Genomic DNA, 17,785 nt, shown 5'->3' with positions numbered 1-17,785 from the left:
GGACCTCGCCCGCCGCCGGACCGCACCCGCGGGCCCCGTGGGCGCCCTGTGCGCGGCGGGCAGCACCCCGGACGCCCCGGGTCCCGCCCGCCGGGCCGCCGCCGTGGGTTCGGCGGGCGGGCGCGGGCGGCCTCGCGTGGGGCGGCTTCATCCGTCGTCACCCGCGCGCAGGACGCGGACCAGGTCGACGCGGGCGAAGACGCGGGCCAGGGCGGTGACCACGGCAACGATCAGCAGGGCCGTGCCGAGGGCCACCGCGGCGACCTTCAGCCAGGGCACCGCCACGGTCAGGCTCGGGACGATCGGCGCCCCGGTGGCGTCCACGCTGACCAGCGGGGTGATCACGGCCGCGAGGAAGGCGCCGAGCGCGCTGCCGACCACGACGGCGAGCAGCGCGAGGCCGAGTTGCTCGGTCCACAGCAGCGCGGACAGCTGGCGTCTGCGGACGCCGATGGCGCGCAGCAGCGCGAACTCGCCGCGCCGCGAGCGGGCCGACATCGCGGTGTGCAGGGTGAAGCCGATGACGGCGAAGGCCGGGGCGAGCACCAGGGCGAGCACGAGGGCGGCGCGGGTGCCGCGCTGCAACGGGTCGTCGCGGATCTGCCGGGTGGCCTGCGCCACGGTGGTGCCGGTGCCTGCGGCGGGGTCGGCGCGCAGCGCGGCCGCGGCGGCGGTGGCGTCGCCGTGCCGGGCGGACAGCAGCCAGAAGTCGTCGGGCGGCGGTTCGCCGCCGGTCGCGACGACGGCGGCGGCGAGCACGCGCGAGTCGACGAGCAGCCGGGGGACCGAGCGGTCGACGCCGGGTACGGCGGTGATCTGGCCGATGATCCGCACCGTGAGGTTCACCCCGGCTCCGGCGTCCAGGGAGACGACCGCCCCGGTGCCGAACTCGCCGGTGGCCCGGAGCGTGGCGTCGGCGAGGGCGGGCACGACGGGCTGGGCGTGCGTCCCGACGGGGCCGAGGCTCATGTCCCACTCCGGCGGCATCGCCGCGGGGTCCGGGCCGCGGAAGGTGCCGGAGAAGAGCGCGCCGGGCACGGGCGCGTTGGCGCACAGGTGCGGCCCGGCCGAGGACTCGACGCCGACGCTCTCGGGGGTGCATCCGGACGTGTCGAAGACCGGGTTGCTCAGGTCCCGCCACAGTGCGCCGTCGGGGGCCGCGGCGGAGTCGATCCGCAGGTGGTACAGGCGGCGCTGGTGCGGGAAGCGGATGCTGAAGGAGAGCCCGACGACGCGCAGCGGGTAGTGGCGGGCGGCGGGGGCGCGGCCGGGGTAGCCGAGCGGCAGCCGCACGGTGTACGGCGTGCCGTCGGTGACCGGCAGCGAGGTGGTGAGGTGGTCGGGGAGCCCGTCGGCGTCCTCGACGGTGAGGGTCAGCTCCACCGGCACGTAGGGTCCGGCGCCGCCCGCGGACAGCCGTACGGTGAGCGGCAGTTCGGTGGGGCGGCCGGGCAGGGTGAAGCCGTGGGCGGGGACGGTGGCGCCGAGGCCGGCGATCAGGTCGGCGGCGGGGCGGTCGGTAAGGTCGGGCCGCAGCGCGGGCACGGGCCCGGACGTGCCGGACGTCTGGGTCCCGAGGATCGCCGCGGTGTTCAGGCCCTCCACGGTCAGCGACCGGTCGCCGCGGCTGACGCCCAGGCCGGTGACGGGGGTGACGGCGGCGATGCCGGGCAGACCGGCGTAGACGTCGTGCCGCTGCCCGATGGGCGGCACCTGCCCCACGGTCCGGAGCGGCGGGACCACCCGCAGGTCGCCGCCGACGCCGAAGGCGGCCTGGTCGTCCGCCCCGCGGTCGAGGATCGCGAGCGCGGTCACGCCGAGCGAGCCGACGGCGAGCGCGAGCGTCATGAGCAGGGCGGGGCCGGTGTGCCGGGCGGCGCGGCGGCCGACCTGCCAGCCGCCCAGCGGCAGGACGAAGCCGGCGGCGCGGCGCGCGGCCCGGTCGATGAACGGGGCGGCGAGCGGCAGCAGGCGCAGGCTCAGCAGCGTGGCGGCCGCGGTCATCAGGACGGGGGTGAGGACCAGCACCGGGTCGACGGAGGTGCCGCTGAGCCCGCCGCCGGCCACCGGGCTGCGGTAGTGGCGCAGTTCGAGCCAGCCGGCCACGGCGACCGCGGCGAGCACCAGGTCGGTGCCGGCCCGCTGGAAGGCGGCGGCACGGGCGCCGCGCAGCCGCAGCCGCATCCCCGCGCGGCGGTCGGCGGCGGTGCGGGCGGTGGGGACCAGCACCGCGGCGCCGTGCACGGCGAGGGCCAGCAGGGCCGCGGCCCAGCCGACGGCTGTCGCGCCGGAGGCGGCCAGGTCGCCGTGCAGCAGTCCGGCGTGGTGCAGCCCGGCGAGCAGGGGTCCGGCCAGGAAGGGCGCGGCCACCGCGGCGGGCACCGCGACCAGCGCCCACTGCCCGGCCGCGGCGCCGACCTGCCGGAGCGTTCCGGCGCCGCGCGCGCCCTTGAGCGCGACCTCCGCGGCGCGTGCCTGGGCGAGCTGGCGGGCGGTCAGCACCAGGGCCGCGGTGGCGAGCGCGGCGAGCAGGGCGGCGGGGATGTAGATGCCGGCGCGGGCGACGGCCATCGGCACGGACAGGGCGCCGAGCGCGTCGGGCAGGTGCGAGACGGTGTAGACGTCGCTCATGGCGGGCGTCCGGCCCTGGAAGACCGACAGCGCGGTGTCGCTGCCCGCGAAGTCGGCCACGCGGTCGCGGAGCGGGTCGATCGCGCCGAGGCTCAGCCGCGAGGTGTCGGGGGTGCCGATCCAGGCGGCGAGCGCGTCGGCGGTGAGCGCGGGCCGCGCGGTGAAGGCGCCGGGGGCGACGAGGACGAGGCCGTCGGTGGTGCCGTAGGAGCTGGTGAGCCCGGCCAGGACACCGGGCTCTCCGGGCGCGGGGACGTAGGTGCCGGTGAGCCGCAGGAGGACGCCGGCCGGGCCGACCTGGAGCCGGAAGGTCTCGCCGACGCGCAGGCCGACCTGGGCGGCGGCGGACTGGCTGAGCACGGCTTCCAGGGCGGCGCCCGGCCCGCCCGCGGTAGTCCGCGGCCAGGCGCCCGCGGTGAGCCGGGCGTGCGCCGCGGGGTCGGGCAGGGCGAGGACCACGGAGGACGCGCCGCTGACCGTGCCGTCGGCGCGGAGCAGGGAGTATTCGGAGGACAGCGAGATCGGGGCGCGCAGCGCGGTGTAGGTGTGGTGCGGCACGCCGCCGAAGACCCGGTCGAGCGCGGCGCGGGCGGCCTTGTCGCCGCCGGGGAGGTCCTGCGCCCGGTAGCGGCCGAGGACGTCGACGCCGATGTCGGTGCCGGTGGCCAGCCGCTGCTGGACGGCGTTCTGCACGGACCGGTCCGCGAGCGCGGCGAGGGCCGACAGGACGGTGGCGGACAGCAGGATCGCGAGGGCGGTGGCGATCAGAACGGCGAGGTGGTGGGTGCTGCCACGCACCGCCGCGGGTGCGGCGGGGCCGCCTGTTCCGCGGCGCACCGGCCCAGGCCGTACGTCCGTCGCCATGCGCCGTTCCACCCCCGTGCCGCCCCCCGGCGGGTGGCCGAGCGGCCGCCCGGCGGCGACGGTAGTCCCGGAGATGACGCAGTGCAATACTTCCGATCAACTGGAGTTTATTTTCCGGTTGACGCAAAAATTTGCGGCAGGGTTCCAGGGCGAACCAGGGTGTTCCGCGCCCGGCCCGGCACATGGCTGCGGGTCCGGACCTGACGTACAGGTCCGGACCCGCGGGAACCGCTCGTTCGGTGCGCAGCGCCCGGCGTCAGTGCAGCTCGGTGATCTCCGGGCCGCGGCGCATCGGGTCGATGCCGTCGCCGAACCGCGACTGCGGCTCGGGCGCGGCGCCGCCGTCCGGCACCATCTGGGCGTCGTTGGGCAGCTTCAGGACGATCGGGTCGCGCGGCGCCATCGGCGACTCGCCGCGCACCACGACGGTGTCGCGGAAGACCGACTCCAGCACGCCCGCGGCCTCCGGCTGCACCGCGCCCTGCCCGGAGATGACCCCGCGCAGGAACCAGCGCGGCCCGTCGCAGCCGACGAAGCGCACCAGCTGCACGCCGTTGCGCCCGTCCGGCAGCGGCACGGGCACCTGGGCCCGCAGCTCCCAGCCCAGCGGACCCTCGACCTCGTCGACGACACCGCCCTGCTGGGTGATCCCGGAGGCGATCTCCTCGCGCACCTCGCCCCAGATCCCCTCGGACTTGGGGGCGGCGAAGGCCTGGAGCTGGACGGCGCTGTCCCGCAGCACCACGGTCGCGGCGACGATCGACTCGCCGGCGACCTCGACCCGCAGCTCCATGCCCTCGACCCCGGGCACGAACAGTCCGCCGAGGTCGACCCGGCCGTCGGCCGGGCTGCTGGTCTCGCTCACGTCCCACGGGCCGTCCGGCCGCGGCGCGGGCGGCAGGTTGTACCCGGAGTCGTCCGACCCGGCAGTGTCTTCGGCCGGCTCTTCGTCGGCCTCGACGGCCTCGTCGAGCTCGTCGAGGGCGTCTTCGCGCTCCTTGCGACGACGGAACACGGTCACTGTCCTTCCCGGTCTGCTACGACCGATGCGTATCCGTATCTGGACGTGTCAGCCGAGGGCGCTTCCCCCGCGGCATGACCCCCCGTGGAGCCGAAGCCCCCCGCGGCCCGGGCAGATCCGGGCAGTTCCGCCACCTCGTGGAAGCGGACCCGCTCGACCTGCTGCACGACCAGTTGGGCGATCCGGTCGCCCTTGGCGAACCGCACGGACTCGCGCGGGTCGAGATTGACGACGATCACCTTGATCTCTCCACGGTACCCGGCATCGACCGTTCCCGGGGCATTCACCATGGCCACACCGCAGCGCGCGGCCAGTCCGGAGCGCGCGTGCACGAAGGCCGCGTAGCCGTCGGGCAGCGCGAGTGCGATCCCGGTCGGCAGCACGGCCCGCTCGCCGGGCGCCAGCTCGGCGGGCTCGGTGGTGGTGAGGTCGACCCCGGCGTCGCCGGGGTGCGCGTAGGAGGGCACCGGCACGGAGTCGTCGAGGCGGCGCAGCAGCACGTCCACGGGCGGCCGGGTCACGGGTTCACCTCGAAGGCGCGGGCGACCTTGACCTGGTCCGGGTCGGCCATCGCGGCCCGGATCTCCTCGGGCCGGCCGTTGTCGGTGAAGTGCTCCAGCTTGACCTCGACGAAGAGCGCGTCGGCGCGCACCGCGAGCGGCCCGTCGGGGCCGCCGATCCGGCCCTCCGCCGAGCTGTAGATCTTGCGTCCGGACACCGCGGTGCAGCGGGCCGACAGGTGGAGGGTGGCGCCGACCGGCACCGGGCGCAGGAAGTCCGTCTCCAGCCGCCCGGTCACGGCGATGACGCGCAGCATCCAGCCGAGCGCGCCCAGCGTCTCGTCCAGCGCCGAGACCAGCACCCCGCCGTGCGCCAGGCCCGGAGCGCCCTGGTGGGCGGGCTGCACGGTGAACTCGGCGGTCAGGGTGACGCCCTCGCCGGCCCGCGCCGCCAGGTGCAGGCCGTGCGGCTGGCCGTCGCCGCAGCCGAAGCAGTGGTCGTAGTGCGCGCCCAGCAGCTCACCCGGCGCCGGGGCGTCGGGGTGGCGTACCGGCGCGACGGCGTCGGCGGGGGGTGTCAGGCCGGCGCGCGGGGCGCCGGGAGGTGTCGTGGCTGCACTCACGCCCGAGACCCTACCCTCCTGGGGCCGCCGAGCGGGCGGCGCGGGCACGCACATTCGCGCGTGGCAGTCTGGTGGCATGCAGCCTTACGACGAACGCCTCACCGTCCCGCGCTCCTGGTGGTTCCTCGCCGTCGGCGTGGGCGTCGCGATGGCGCTGATCCTGCTCCCCTTCGGCCCGCTGCCGCTGCTGGCCGGGCTGGTGGTCGGCGCGGCGCTGTCGCTCATGGCGGTCAGCTCGTACGGGTCGGCGCGGATCCGGGTGGTGGCGGGCTCGCTGGTGGCCGGGAAGGCCCGCATCCCGGTGGGCGCGCTCGGTGAGGCGACCGTGCTGGACCGCGAGGAGACGGTCGCGTGGCGGACGTACAAGGCCGATCCGCGGGCCTTCATGCTGCTGCGCTCGTACGTGCCGACCGCGGTCCGCGTCGAGGTGACCGACCCGGCGGACCCGACGCCGTACGTCTACCTGTCGACGCGCTCCCCGCAGCGGCTGGCGGCGGCGCTGGAGGCGGTACGGGAGGCGGTACGGGAGCAGGCCGCGGCGGAGAGCCCCGAGCCCGCTCCGGGGGCCGCGGAGGCGCGCTGAGGGCGCGCGGGGGCGGGGACGGCGGGGGACGCCGTCACGGGCTGGGGTACGGGCCGGGGCCGGCCTCGGACTCCGGCACCTCGGGCCACGGGAACTGCGCCGCCTGCAGGTCACGGCGGACCCGCTCGGCGAGCTTGCGGGTGTCGCGCCGGTTGACCACCGCGCCGACGGCCGCGCCGATCATGAACGGGGTCAGTGTCGGCGCGTTGCGCAGGGTGCGGCGCAGCAGCTGCTGGCGCACGCTGCGTTTCATGCTGCTGCCCAGGGCGACGTTGACCGTGGACAGCTTCAGCACGTCGATGCCGCGCTGCTCGGTCCAGGACCACAGATAGGCGGTGGCCCGCTCGCGGGCACCGCCGGGGACGCGCAGTCCGTAGACCTCGTGCAGCTCGGCGATCAGCTTGTACTCGATGGCCGCGACGCCGAGCGTCTCGGTGGCCAGTTCGGCCGGCATGGTCGGCGGGCTGGGCAGCATCGCGGCGGCGCCGACACCGGCGCCGACCGTCATCGTGCCCCTCACCGCGGCGGCGATCAGCCGGTCGGCGATCTCGTCGGGGCCGAGGCCGGGAAACTGCCTGCGCAGGGTAGCGAGGTCCCGCACCGGAATGCGGGGTGCCACCTCGATCAGCCGCTCCGCGACCGATCCGATCCCGGCCCTCGCGGCGCTCCCGCTCCTGCGGGCTCCGCCGCGCACGCCGTGCACACCGCGCACGCCGTGCCGGACGCCGTACCTGACCCCGCGGCCGAGGCCGCGCGCGGTCATGGCTGCGAGCGAGGCCGCACGGCCTCGCTCGGCGCCCTCACGGCCCGTCGGTGCGCCGGACACCGGATCAGGCCGCGCAGTCGCGGCAGATCGGGTTCCCGTTCTTCTCCGACGCGAGCTGGCTGCGGTGGTGGACCAGGAAGCAGCTCATGCAGGTGAACTCGTCCGCCTGGCGGGGCAGCACGCGGACCGACAGCTCCTCGTTGGACAGGTCGGCGCCGGGCAGCTCCAGGGATTCGGCCTGGTCGAACTCGTCGACGTCGACGGCGGAGGTCGTCTTCTCGTTCCGCCGGGCCTTCAGTTCTTCGATGCTGTCCTCGTTGACGTCATCGTCGGTCTTGCGTGGGGTGTCGTAATCAGTAGCCATTTTCGCTCTCCCCCTGTGGGTGTCTGCGGTGTCTCCAGCGCACGTAACGCGCGGGAGGCCGGACTTGTGCCCGACCTGAAGCGGAGATTTTGCCTCACATCAAGGCCCGTTACTCAATCGACACCCAGCCGCACCCCCGAAGAGGTGATCACGACTGTGGCCGATCATGGTCGGCAGTGGCCGGGAATGTATCGGCCGCGGCCGCCAGTACCTGTACTTCCCGTGATCATGACCTGCGGAAACATGGATTTTCCGGTCTTTTCCCCAATGTCTTGATCACTGGGTGTAGGCACTGGGTAGATCGTGTGTGCGATCGATCACAACCATCCCATGGTCGTCACAGACCGCAAAATTACTCGCAAAGCGAACAGCGATCGGGCATGTCGCGACACTGTGTGATCACCCGAGTGACACGCTTCACACCCGCCGGGCGGCATCACCCCGCCCCAGGTCAGACCGGGATCGCCACCCGCATCACCAGTCCGCCGCCCTCACGGGGCTCCGCGGTGATGACGCCGCCGTGCGCCCGGGCGACCGAGCGGGCGATGGACAGGCCCAGCCCGACGCCCTTGTCGCTGCCCGTGCGCTCGGTGCGCAGCCGCCGGAAGGGTTCGAAGAGGTTGTCGATCTCGTACGCCGGGACGACGGGCCCGGTGTTGACCACGACCAGCACCGCGTGGCCGTGCACGACCTCGGTGCTCAGATCGACCCAGCCGTCGTCGGGCACGTTGTAGCGCACCGCGTTCTGCACCAGGTTCAGCGCGATGCGCTCCAGCAGCACGCCGTTGCCCTGCACCACCGCGGGCGACAGGGCCGCGCGCAGCTGCACGCCCTTGGCCTGCGCCTCGCCGCGGGCCTGGTCCAGCGCCCGGGAGGCGGCCTCGGCCAGGTCCACCGGCTTGCGGTCGATGATCTCGTTGTCGCTGCGGGCCAGCAGCAGCAGGCCCTCGACGAGCTGCTCGCTGCGCTCGTTGGTGGCCAGCAGCGTCTTGCCGAGCTGCTGGAGATCCGGGGAGGCCACCGGGTCGGACAACTGCACCTCCAGCAGGGTGCGGTTGATCGCGAGCGGGGTGCGCAGCTCGTGCGAGGCGTTCGCGACGAAGCGGCGCTGGGCGTCGAAGGACCGCTCCAGCCGGTCGAGCATCTCGTCGAAGGTGTCGGCCAGCTCCTTCAGTTCGTCGTCCGGGCCCTCCAGCTCGATACGGCGCTTGAGGTCGGAGCTGACGACGCTGCGGGCGGTGCGGGTGATGCGGCCCAGCGGGGCCAGCACCCGCCCGGCCATCATGTAGCCGAAGGCGAAGGCGACGACCGCCAGGCCGATCAGGGCCAGCAGTGAGCGCTTGAACATGGTGTTGAGTGCCACGTCGCGCTGGTGCTGCATGCAGACGTTGATCGCCGCGGTGAAGTCGCGGGTGTTGGTGTTCTCCCCCGTGGGCAGGCTGGGGCAGTTGACCGGCTGGAACGTCCCCGTGATGATCTTGAAGGGCAGCTCGCTGCCCTGCTTGATGGCCTGCGCCGCCAGCAGGTAGATCACCCACAGCAGCAGCACGCCCGCGATCAGGAACATCCCGCCGTAGAGCACGGTGAGGCGTATCCGGATCGTCGGCCGCAGCCACGGCGGCGGCCGGTCGGCGGGCTGCGGATCCCACGGCGGACGCGGCGGCGCCTGCGGGGCGGGCGGGGTCGGGGAGGCGGAGGAAGCGGTGGCCACGCGATCAGATCCGGTAGCCGGAGCCGGGCACCGTGACGATCACCGGCGGCTCGCCCAGCTTGCGGCGCAGCGTCATCACGGTGACCCGGACGACGTTGGTGAACGGGTCGGTGTTCTCGTCCCAGGCCTTCTCCAGCAGCTGCTCCGCCGAGACGACCGAGCCCTCGGAGCGCATCAGCACCTCCAGCACGGCGAACTCCTTGGGCGCCAGATGCACCTCGTTGCCGTCCCGCGTGACCTCGCGGCGGTTGGGGTCGAGCCGGATACCGGAGCGCTCCAGGACGGGCGGCAGGGCCGTCGTCGTACGGCGGCCGAGGGCGCGCACCCGGGCGGTCAGCTCGGTGAAGGCGAAGGGCTTGGGCAGGTAGTCGTCGGCGCCGAGCTCCAGTCCCTCCACGCGTTCGCTGACGTCGCCGGCCGCGGTGAGCATGAGCACCCGGGTGGGCAGGCCCAGCTCGACGATCTGGCGGCACACGTCGTCGCCGTGGACGACGGGCAGGTCGCGGTCGAGGACGACCACGTCGTAGTCGTTGACGCCGATCCGCTCCAGGGCGGCACCGCCGTCGTAGACCACGTCGACGGCCATCGCCTCGCGGCGCAGGCCGGTGGCAACCGCGTCGGCGAGCAGTTGCTCGTCCTCGACGACCAGTACGCGCAAGGCGCTGTTCCTTCCATGAGCTGTGTGGATTCTTGTCCATCCTGCACCGGGGACCGGTAAATCGGCGGTAAGTGCGGAACCCGTGGAATTTCCGGGGGGTCGCCGAGGTTTCCGCCGCGGGCACGGCGGGGAGGACGACTGCACACCCACCCACCACGCCCGTCGCGTGTCGTCACGCGCGGCATCTGGCTTGACACGCAGCGCGTGTCAACGGAGACGAGGAGGGGGCGCCATGGACGCGTTCACCACCGGAATCCTGCAGCGCATACACACCACGGAGTCCGATCTGCGCAGGGCTCGCGAGACGGGCGACGACTTCCTCGTCGAGGTCGAGCAAGGAGAGCTGGACGATCTGCGCCGGCTCGCGGCAGAGCACGGCGTGGACGTACGGCCCAAGGTCGCCTGACCCCCAGCCGCACGCCCCGGCCCCTGGAGGGAGCCGGGGCGTTCGCATGTCCGGGGCCGGGCCCCCGGGCCCCCGGCCCCCCGGTCCCCCGGCCCCGCGGCGTCCTCGGGGCCCTGGGAGCCGTACGGGCGGCCCGGCGGCCACGGCGGGGTCCGGTGGGCCCGGGTCAGTCGTGCCAGGCGCCCAGGTCGTCCAGCAGCCGCTGGAGCGGCTCGAAGAGCCCGGCGGGGGCGGCGACGGTCAGCTCGCCCGAGGGCCGCTCCCCCGGCCGGCCGCCGGTGAGGGCGCCCGCCTCGCGCGCGAAGAGGTCGCCCGCGGCGAGGTCCCAGGGGTTCAGGCCGCGCTCGTAGTAGGCGTCCAGCCGCCCGCAGCCGAGGTCGGCGAGGTCGATCGCGGCAGAACCGGCCCGCCGGATGTCGCGGACCTGCGGGATGAGCCGGCGGGCCACCTCGGCCTGGGCGGTGCGCCGCTCGGTGAGGTAGCCGAAGCCGGTGGCGACGAGCGCCTGCGCCATCTCCGGCGCCGGGCGGCAGCGCGCCCGCACCCCGTTGACGAAGGCGCCGCCGCCGAGCACGGCCTGGTAGGTCTCACCGCGCATGGGCGCCTCGACGACGCCGACGACGACCTCGCCGTCCAGTTCGGCGGCGATGCTGACCGACCACGACGGCAGGCCGTAGAGGTAGTTGACGGTGCCGTCAAGCGGGTCGACGATCCAGCGCACCCCGCTGCTGCCGGGGCTGCTGGCGCCCTCCTCGCCGAGGATGCCGTCGTCGGGGCGGGAGCGGGCGATGCGGTCGGCGACGAGCTTCTCGGCCGCGATGTCCATCTCGGTGACGACGTCGATGGGGCTGCTCTTGGTCGCGGCGACGCCCAGGTCGGCGGGGCGGCCGTCGCGCAGCAGCGCGCCGGCGGCGCGCGCGGCGTCCAGGGCGACCTCCAGCAGTTCGGCGTACAGCGCGCCGTTGCCGTCCGGTGGCGGTGTGCTCACGTCGTGCTCCTCGGGTCGGGGGCTCCGGTCGCGGCGACCGGTGCGGTCGGGTGCGGCACGGGCTCAGTCCAGACCCGCGGCGGCGGGCAGCGGCGTCCGGGCGGGGCAGCAGCCGCGCGGGCAGACGTCGTGGCTCGGGCCGAGCGCGCCGAGCGCGCAGCGCTCGGGGGTCTGGCCGCGCTCGGTGGCGGCCCGCTCCAGGACCAGTTCGCGCACGGCCGCGGCGAAGCGCGGGTCGGCGCCGACGGTGGCGGCGCGGGCGACCGGCAGGCCGAGTTCCGCGGCCTTGGCGGCGGCCTCGGTGTCCAGGTCGTACTTCACCTCCATGTGGTCGGAGACGAAGCCGATGGGCACCATCACGACGGCGGGGGCGCCGTCGGCGTGCTGCTGCTCCAGGTGGTCGCAGATGTCGGGCTCCAGCCAGGGGATGGTCGGGGCGCCGCTGCGCGACTGGTAGACGAGTTCCCAGGGGCGGTCCACGCCGTCGGCGGCCCGTACCGCGTCGGCGACGAGCCGGGCGGTGTCCAGGTGCTGGGCGACGTAGGCGCCGCCGTCGCCGTGGTCCTCGACGGGGCCGGAGGTGTCGGCCGCGGCGGTGGGGATGGAGTGGGTGGTGAAGGCCAGCCGGGCGCCGGCCCGTACCCCGGGCGGCAGTTCGGCGAGCGCGGCGAGGGTGGCGTCGGCCATGGGGCCGACGAAGCCGGGGTGGTTGAAGTAGTGCCGGAGCTTGTCGACCTGCGGCACGGCGCGGCCCTCGGCGTCGAGCGTGGCCAGGGCCGCGGCGAGGTTCTCGCGGTACTGCCGGCAGCCGGAGTAGGAGGCGTAGGCGCTGGTGGCCAGGACCAGGACCCGGCGGTGCCCGGCGTCGGACATCTCCCGCAGGGTGTCGGTCAGGTAGGGCGCCCAGTTGCGGTTGCCCCAGTGGACCGGCAGGTCGAGGCCGTGGTCGGCGAAGTCCTTGCGGAGCGCGTCGAGCAGCTCGCGGTTCTGCGCGTTGATCGGGCTGACGCCGCCGAAGAGGAAGTAGTGCCGGCCGACCTCCTTCAGCCGCTCGCGGGGGATGCCCCGGCCGCGGGTGACGTTCTCCAGGAAGGGCACGACGTCGTCGGGCCCCTCGGGGCCGCCGAAGGACAGCAGCAGCAGGGCGTCGTACGGCGCCGGACCGCTGGTCGGCGCGCCGGCCCCGGGCGCGGGGGTGTCGGGCGTGGGTGACTGCTCTGGCATGGCTCCGATCCTGCCACCCGGGGACCCCGCCGCCCGACCTGCCCCGGCGCCGGTTAAGCGGTGTTCACCGGCCGGTCGGCTCCGTAAGCTGTATAGACCATCCACAGTCCTTACGGGAGCACCGCCGTGACCAGCCCCTACGTTGCGATCTTCGCTGCCCCCGGCAGCCGGGCGTTCTCCGCGGCGGGGCTGATAGGCCGGATGCCGCTGTCCATGCTGGGCATCGGCATCGTCACGATGATCTCCCAGGTGACCGGCCAGTACGGGCTCGCGGGCGGGCTGTCGGCGACGACCGCGCTGTCCGGCGCGGCGATCGGCCCGCTGGTCTCCCGACTGGTGGACCGCTACGGCCAGGCGCGGGTGCTGCGCCCGGCCGCCGCCGTCACCGTGCTGTCGGTCGCGGTGCTGCTGCTGGGGGTACGGGCCGGGGCGCCGCACTGGGTGTTCTTCCTGGGCGCGGCGGGGGTGGGCGCGACACCGAGCCTGGGCGCGATGGTGCGGGCACGCTGGTCGGTCATCCACCGGGACGCCCCGGAACTCCTCCACACCGCTTATTCGTTCGAATCAGTGGTGGACGAGATCGTCTTCATCGTCGGCCCGATCCTGTCGGTCGGCCTGTGCACGGTCTGGTTCGCCGAGGCGGGGCCGCTGCTGGCCGCCGCCTTCCTGGGCATCGGCGTGCTGCTGCTGGCCGCGCAGCGCGGCACCGAGCCGCGGCCGCATCCGCGCGCCCACCACGCGGGCGGCTCGGCGCTGCGGGCCCCGGGCATGCCGGTGCTCGTCGTCGTCTTCACGGGGATGGGCGCGATGTTCGGCGCCGTCGAGGTCATCACGCTGGCGTTCGCGGACGAGCGCGGGCACAAGGCGCTGGCCAGCCTGGTGCTGGCCACGTACGCGCTGGGCTCGTGCCTGGCGGGTGTGGTGTTCGGGCTGGCGCAGCCGCGCGGGAGCGCCCGCGGGAGGTTCCTGCTGGGCGTCGTCCTGATGGCGGTGAGTATGATCCCGCCACTACTGGTCGGAAACCTGGTGTTCCTGGCCATGGCGCTGTTCGTCTCCGGCCTCACGATCGCCCCCACCATGGTGACGACGATGAGCCTGGTCGAACGGATCGTGCCGCGGGCACGCCTGACCGAGGGCATCACGTGGACCTCCACGGGCCTGGCGGTCGGGGTGTCCCTGGGGGCCGCGCTCGCCGGTCGGGTGACCGACGCGCACGGCGCCTCGACGGCATTCGCGGTACCCGCCGGCGCGGCTTTCCTCGCCGCGGCGGCGGCGGGACTCGGGTACCGCCGGCTGCGGCCGGCGCCGGAGCGGGAGGACGTGCACGGTGAGTACGACGGCGACGAGGAGCGGGACGCGTTCGGCGCGCTCGAAAAGCACGGCGACGTGGCGTAACTGGGCGGGGAACGTGGCAGCGCGCCCGGTGCGCAGCGTGGCGCCCGCCTCCCCCGACGAGCTGGCCGCGGTGCTGCGCAAGGCCGCCGAGGACGGGCTGACGGCCAAGGCGGTCGGCTCCGGGCACTCCTTCACGTCCGCCGCCGCGACGGGCGGGGTGCTGATCCGCCCCGACGGGCTCACCGCGATCCGCTCCGTCGACCCGGCCGCCGGCACCGTGACGGTCGAGGCGGGCGTGCAGCTCAAGCACCTCAACGCGGCGCTCGCCGCCGAGGGCCTGTCGCTGACCAACATGGGCGACATCATGGAGCAGACCGTGGCCGGCGCGATCAGCACCGGCACCCACGGCACGGGCCGCGACTCCGCCTCGATCGCCGCGCAGATCACCGCGCTGGAGCTGGTCACCGCCGACGGCTCGGTGCTCACCTGCTCCGCCGACGAGCGGCCCGAGGTCTTCGCGGCCGCGCGGGTCGGGCTCGGCGCGCTCGGCGTGGTCAGCGCGGTCACCTTCGCGGTGGAACCGGTCTTCCTGCTGACCGCGCGCGAGGAGCCGATGCGCTTCGACCGGGTGATGGCGGAGTTCGAGGAGCTCGCGACCGGGAACGAGCACTTCGAGTTCTACTGGTTCCCGCACACCGACAACTGCAACACCAAGCGCAACAACCGCAGCCAGGGGCCCGCCGCGCCGCTGCCCGCGGTGCGCGGCTGGATCGACGACGAGCTGCTGTCCAACGGCGTCTTCCAGGCCGCGTGCGCGCTCGGCAGGGCCGCCCCCGGCACCATCCCGGGCATCGCCCGGATCTCCAGCCGGGCGCTGTCCGCCCGCACGTACACCGACATCCCGTACAAGGTCTTCACCAGCCCGCGCCGGGTGCGCTTCGTGGAGATGGAGTACGCGGTGCCGCGCGAGGCCGCGGTCGACGCGATCCGGGAGCTCAAGGCGACGGTGGAGCGGTCCGACTTCCGGATCAGCTTCCCCGTGGAGGTGCGCGTCGCGCCCGCCGACGACATCACGCTCTCCACGGCGTCCGGCCGCGACAGCGCCTACATCGCGGTGCACATGTACCGGGGCAGCCGGTACCAGGAGTACTTCACCGCGGTGGAGCGGATCATGACGGAGCGGGAGGGCCGCCCGCACTGGGGCAAGATGCACACCCGCGACGCGGACTATTTCCGCGCCGTCTACCCCCGGTTCGCCGAGTTCACCGGATTGCGCGACCAGTTGGATCCCGGACGGCTTTTCGGCAACGACTACCTCCGTCGGGTGCTGGGTTCGTAGGACTTCGCCCCTTTTATCCAGCGGCGTTCACTCCCGCGAGTGAGACGCGTCACCCAACTCCCGCCCGGCGCACCACAATCGGCGGCGCGGCAGCCACCCTGCGGTGGCCCAAATGGAGTACCGTGACGATTCCGTGCTCCCGGTGCCCGTCCGGTCGCTCGGACGGATGGGAGGTAGCTGCGACGGCAGTCGCCCCGCTGCGTGGCGTAAGGTCACCCAGGGTGGCCAATCGTCCACCTTCCCATAACGGGGTGTCACCACACAGGGACGACACGCCGGGCAACTCTGCAAGGTTGTGGCACGCTGCACCCGGGAAGGCCACACTCGTCCAACGGGAGCAGCGACGCACCCGACGTCGGCAGGCACCATCCGGGAGGTAACCGTGCCCGAACTGCGCGTCGTGGCCGTCAGCAACGACGGCACACGACTGGTGCTCAAGGCTGCCGACAGCACGGAATACACGCTCCCGATCGACGAGCGGCTGCGCGCCGCCGTGCGCAACGACCGGGCCCGGCTCGGCCAGATCGAGATCGAGGTCGAGAGCCATCTGCGGCCCCGCGACATCCAGGCGCGGATACGCGCGGGTGCCTCCGCGGAAGAGGTCGCCCAGCTCGCCGGGATCCCCGTGGAGCGGGTCCGCCGCTTCGAGGGCCCCGTGCTGGCCGAACGCGCCTTCATGGCCGAACGCGCCCGCAAGACCCCCGTCCGGCGGCAGGGCGAGAGCACCGGCCCGCAGCTCGGCGAGGCGGTGGCCGAACGGCTGCTGATGCGCGGCGCCGAGAAGGAGACCGTGCTGTGGGACTCCTGGCGGCGTGACGACGGCACGTGGGAAGTGCTGCTGGTCTACCGCGTCGCCGGCGAACCGCACTCCGCGAGCTGGACGTACGACCCGCCGCGCCGCCTGGTGCAGGCCGTCGACGACGAGGCCAGGTCGCTGATCGGCGAGAACCCGCCCTCCCAGGCGCAGGAGCCGAGCTTCCCCTTCGTGCCGCGCATCGCCCGGCTGCCGCGCGAGCGCACGATGGACCGCGCGCTGGAGCGCCCGGAGCGGCCCGACCGCCCCGAGCGGCCGGACCGCGCTGCCGCGCGCGCCGAGGAACGCGGGGCCGCCGCCGCTGCTGCCGCTGCCGCCTCGGCGGAGACGGACGAACGGGACTCACTCACGAGCCTGCTGGAGGCGGTACCGAGCTTCCGCGGCGACATGGTGGTGCCGGCGCCCCCGACGGCACCGGACGCACCGCCCGCACAGGAGCCCGCGGCCGAGGCCGAGCAGGAGTCGGCCGCCCCGGCCGCCTCTGCGGGGTCCGCGTACGCGGACGTCCTCATGCCGCGGGCAGTCGCGGGGCACCGCGACCGGCTGATCGGGACGACCGACCGCCAGGCCGAGGCGGACGGCGTCCGGCCGGGCCGCCGGGCGACCGTCCCGAGCTGGGACGAGATCGTCTTCGGCAGCCGCCGCAAGAAGCAGGAGTAATCCCCGCCGGGTCCCCCCTCGACCGCCGCCGCGCCCGACCGAGCTTCCCGCCTGCGCGCGGGGCGCGCATTCCGCCGCTGCACGGAGGTAGGGCTGCGCGCTGCCGCGCCGGGCGAGCGTTTTCCGCTGCCGCGCGGGGCGAGCGTTTTTAGGGGCGCGTGGGGGTACCTCCCAGGCGAAGCTCTGGGGGAGAACTGCGCGCTCAGCCCTCACCGGGGCGGGGGTCGTCACCGACCCGAAGGGTCTCTTCGGTCCGATCCGGACCACCGGCCGGTGGTGGGTTGCTCGCGCAGTTCCCCGCGCCCCGGGGGGTTGCCCGGCGCGGCAAGCGCGAACGCTCGCCGCGCGGGGCGGAGGAGTCAGACGGGGCCGGGGCCCGTTTCGACGGGGAGGCCGGACGCGGTCCATTCGCTCCAGGAACCGGGGTAGAGCGCCGCGGTGATCCCCGCCTCCGCGAGGGCCAGCACCTCCTGCGCGGCGGAGACGCCGGACCCGCAGTAGACACCGACCTCCGTGCCGGGCGCGGCCCCCAGCGCGGTGAAGCGGGCGGCGAGGGCCTGGGCGGGCAGGAACGTGCCCTCGGGGGTGACGTTCTCGGTCGTGGGGGCGTTGACGGCGCCCGGGATGTGCCCGGCGACCGGGTCGATCGGCTCGACCTCTCCCCGGTAGCGCTCCCCGGCGCGGGCGTCGAGCAGCAGTCCGCTGCGGGCGAGCGCGGCGGCCCCGGCGGCGTCGAGCACGGGCATGCCGCCCGGCTTCGGCGTGAAGTCGCCCTCCCCCGGCGGGGGTTCCTCCGTGGAGAGCGGCTGCCCGGCGGCGCGCCAGGCGGCGAGTCCGCCGTCGAGGACCTTGACCCGGTGGTGGCCGGTCCAGCGCAGCAGCCACCAGGCGCGGGCGGGTCCCCAGCCGTTGCCGTCGTCGTAGACGACGACGTCGCGGTCGGCGCTGACCCCGGCCCGGCGCATGGCGGCGCCGAACTCCCCGGTGTCGGGCAGTGGGTGCCGGCCGCCGGCGCCGGGCGGCGCGGCGAGTTCGGCGTCCAGGTCGACGTAACGGGCCCCGGGGATGTGTCCCTTGGCGTATTCGCCGTGTCCGGGCGGGCCGCCCATCGTGTAGCGCACGTCGAGCAGGACCGGCGGTACGGGCGCGGCGGCGAGGTCGCCGGCGGAGATCAGGAAATCCATACGCCTATTGTGGAGGCCCGGCACCGCGTTGCGGCGCGGTCAGACCGCGTACCGCCGCCCCGGGTGCGACGATCGCTGGTGCCGGCTCCCGCGGAAAGCCGGGCAGGCAGCGGG

The 17,785-nt window shown here is 74.6% G+C and carries 16 protein-coding genes; 5 read left to right on the top strand and 11 right to left on the bottom strand.

Going from position 1 to position 17,785, the window contains the following annotated elements; all coding sequences use genetic code 11:
- Positions 1 to 147: 147 nt before the first annotated feature.
- The 4 genes from ACH4PY_RS09410 to ACH4PY_RS09395 form a co-directional block, all read right to left on the bottom strand.
- The gene (locus ACH4PY_RS09410) at positions 148 to 3,495 is read right to left on the bottom strand and encodes an FtsX-like permease family protein (RefSeq protein WP_398178025.1); all 3,348 of its coding nucleotides are present in this window, start codon (positions 3,493 to 3,495) and stop codon (positions 148 to 150) included.
- A gap of 256 nt (positions 3,496 to 3,751) precedes the next feature.
- Complete coding sequence (locus ACH4PY_RS09405; protein ID WP_398178022.1) at positions 3,752 to 4,510, bottom strand: DUF3710 domain-containing protein; 759 nt, start codon at positions 4,508 to 4,510, stop codon at positions 3,752 to 3,754.
- A 2-nt stretch (positions 4,511 to 4,512) separates the two neighbouring features.
- Positions 4,513 to 5,037: a dUTP diphosphatase gene (gene dut / locus ACH4PY_RS09400; RefSeq protein WP_398178019.1), complete on the bottom strand. Its 525-nt coding sequence runs from the start codon at positions 5,035 to 5,037 to the stop codon at positions 4,513 to 4,515.
- Positions 5,034 to 5,639, bottom strand: coding sequence for a PaaI family thioesterase (locus ACH4PY_RS09395; protein ID WP_398178016.1), 606 nt, complete (start codon positions 5,637 to 5,639; stop codon positions 5,034 to 5,036). Before ACH4PY_RS09395 ends, dut begins: the two co-directional genes overlap by 4 nt.
- Positions 5,640 to 5,715: 76 nt before the next feature.
- Between ACH4PY_RS09395 and ACH4PY_RS09390 the strand changes: the two genes are divergently transcribed.
- Complete coding sequence (locus tag ACH4PY_RS09390) at positions 5,716 to 6,222, top strand: DUF3093 domain-containing protein (RefSeq protein WP_398178013.1); 507 nt, start codon at positions 5,716 to 5,718, stop codon at positions 6,220 to 6,222.
- Positions 6,223 to 6,256: 34 nt separating this feature from the next.
- Here the strand turns inward: ACH4PY_RS09390 and ACH4PY_RS09385 are convergent, their stop codons facing one another.
- From ACH4PY_RS09385 to ACH4PY_RS09370, 4 genes are all read right to left on the bottom strand, one after another.
- Entirely contained in the window at positions 6,257 to 6,985 is a 729-nt protein-coding gene (locus ACH4PY_RS09385) for a hypothetical protein (RefSeq protein WP_398178010.1), read from the bottom strand.
- Positions 6,986 to 7,052: 67 nt separating this feature from the next.
- Positions 7,053 to 7,352 (bottom strand): DUF4193 domain-containing protein, encoded by a 300-nt coding sequence (locus ACH4PY_RS09380; protein WP_031512922.1) that lies wholly within the window; start codon positions 7,350 to 7,352, stop codon positions 7,053 to 7,055.
- 451 nt (positions 7,353 to 7,803) lie between these two features.
- A complete protein-coding gene (locus ACH4PY_RS09375; protein ID WP_398178007.1) occupies positions 7,804 to 9,063 on the bottom strand; it encodes a sensor histidine kinase in 1,260 nt (419 codons plus the stop codon).
- A 4-nt stretch (positions 9,064 to 9,067) separates the two neighbouring features.
- Positions 9,068 to 9,721, bottom strand: coding sequence for a response regulator transcription factor (locus ACH4PY_RS09370; RefSeq protein WP_031512924.1), 654 nt, complete (start codon positions 9,719 to 9,721; stop codon positions 9,068 to 9,070).
- 232 nt (positions 9,722 to 9,953) lie between these two features.
- Between ACH4PY_RS09370 and ACH4PY_RS09365 the strand changes: the two genes are divergently transcribed.
- A complete protein-coding gene (locus ACH4PY_RS09365; protein ID WP_398178003.1) occupies positions 9,954 to 10,127 on the top strand; it encodes a hypothetical protein in 174 nt (57 codons plus the stop codon).
- Between the two features lie 166 nt (positions 10,128 to 10,293).
- On the opposite strand, the gene ACH4PY_RS09360 is transcribed toward ACH4PY_RS09365, so the two are convergent.
- Complete coding sequence (locus ACH4PY_RS09360; protein ID WP_398178000.1) at positions 10,294 to 11,115, bottom strand: inositol monophosphatase family protein; 822 nt, start codon at positions 11,113 to 11,115, stop codon at positions 10,294 to 10,296.
- 63 nt (positions 11,116 to 11,178) lie between these two features.
- Positions 11,179 to 12,339 carry a ferrochelatase gene (locus ACH4PY_RS09355; protein ID WP_398177997.1) on the bottom strand — a complete coding sequence of 387 codons (1,161 nt, stop codon included), beginning with the start codon at positions 12,337 to 12,339 and terminating at the stop codon, positions 11,179 to 11,181.
- 126 nt (positions 12,340 to 12,465) lie between these two features.
- On the opposite strand from ACH4PY_RS09355, the gene ACH4PY_RS09350 reads away from it, so the two are divergent.
- From ACH4PY_RS09350 to sepH, 3 genes are all read left to right on the top strand, one after another.
- On the top strand, positions 12,466 to 13,734 hold the full coding sequence (locus tag ACH4PY_RS09350) for an MFS transporter (RefSeq protein WP_398177994.1): 1,269 nt from the start codon (positions 12,466 to 12,468) through the stop codon (positions 13,732 to 13,734).
- The gene (locus ACH4PY_RS09345) at positions 13,667 to 15,013 is read left to right on the top strand and encodes a D-arabinono-1,4-lactone oxidase (protein WP_398177991.1); all 1,347 of its coding nucleotides are present in this window, start codon (positions 13,667 to 13,669) and stop codon (positions 15,011 to 15,013) included. The genes ACH4PY_RS09350 and ACH4PY_RS09345 overlap by 68 nt, the downstream gene beginning before the upstream one ends.
- A 382-nt stretch (positions 15,014 to 15,395) precedes the next feature.
- Complete coding sequence (gene sepH / locus ACH4PY_RS09340) at positions 15,396 to 16,487, top strand: septation protein SepH (protein WP_398177988.1); 1,092 nt, start codon at positions 15,396 to 15,398, stop codon at positions 16,485 to 16,487.
- 359 nt (positions 16,488 to 16,846) lie between these two features.
- Here sepH and ACH4PY_RS09335 read toward each other — a convergent pair whose 3' ends face one another.
- On the bottom strand, positions 16,847 to 17,671 hold the full coding sequence (locus ACH4PY_RS09335; protein WP_398177985.1) for a sulfurtransferase: 825 nt from the start codon (positions 17,669 to 17,671) through the stop codon (positions 16,847 to 16,849).
- Positions 17,672 to 17,785: the final 114 nt, after the last annotated feature.

Source organism: Streptomyces sp. NPDC021224 (assembly GCF_044332905.1).
Classification (GTDB): domain Bacteria; phylum Actinomycetota; class Actinomycetes; order Streptomycetales; family Streptomycetaceae; genus Actinacidiphila.
This window is presented reverse-complemented; position numbering and strand designations above follow the sequence as displayed.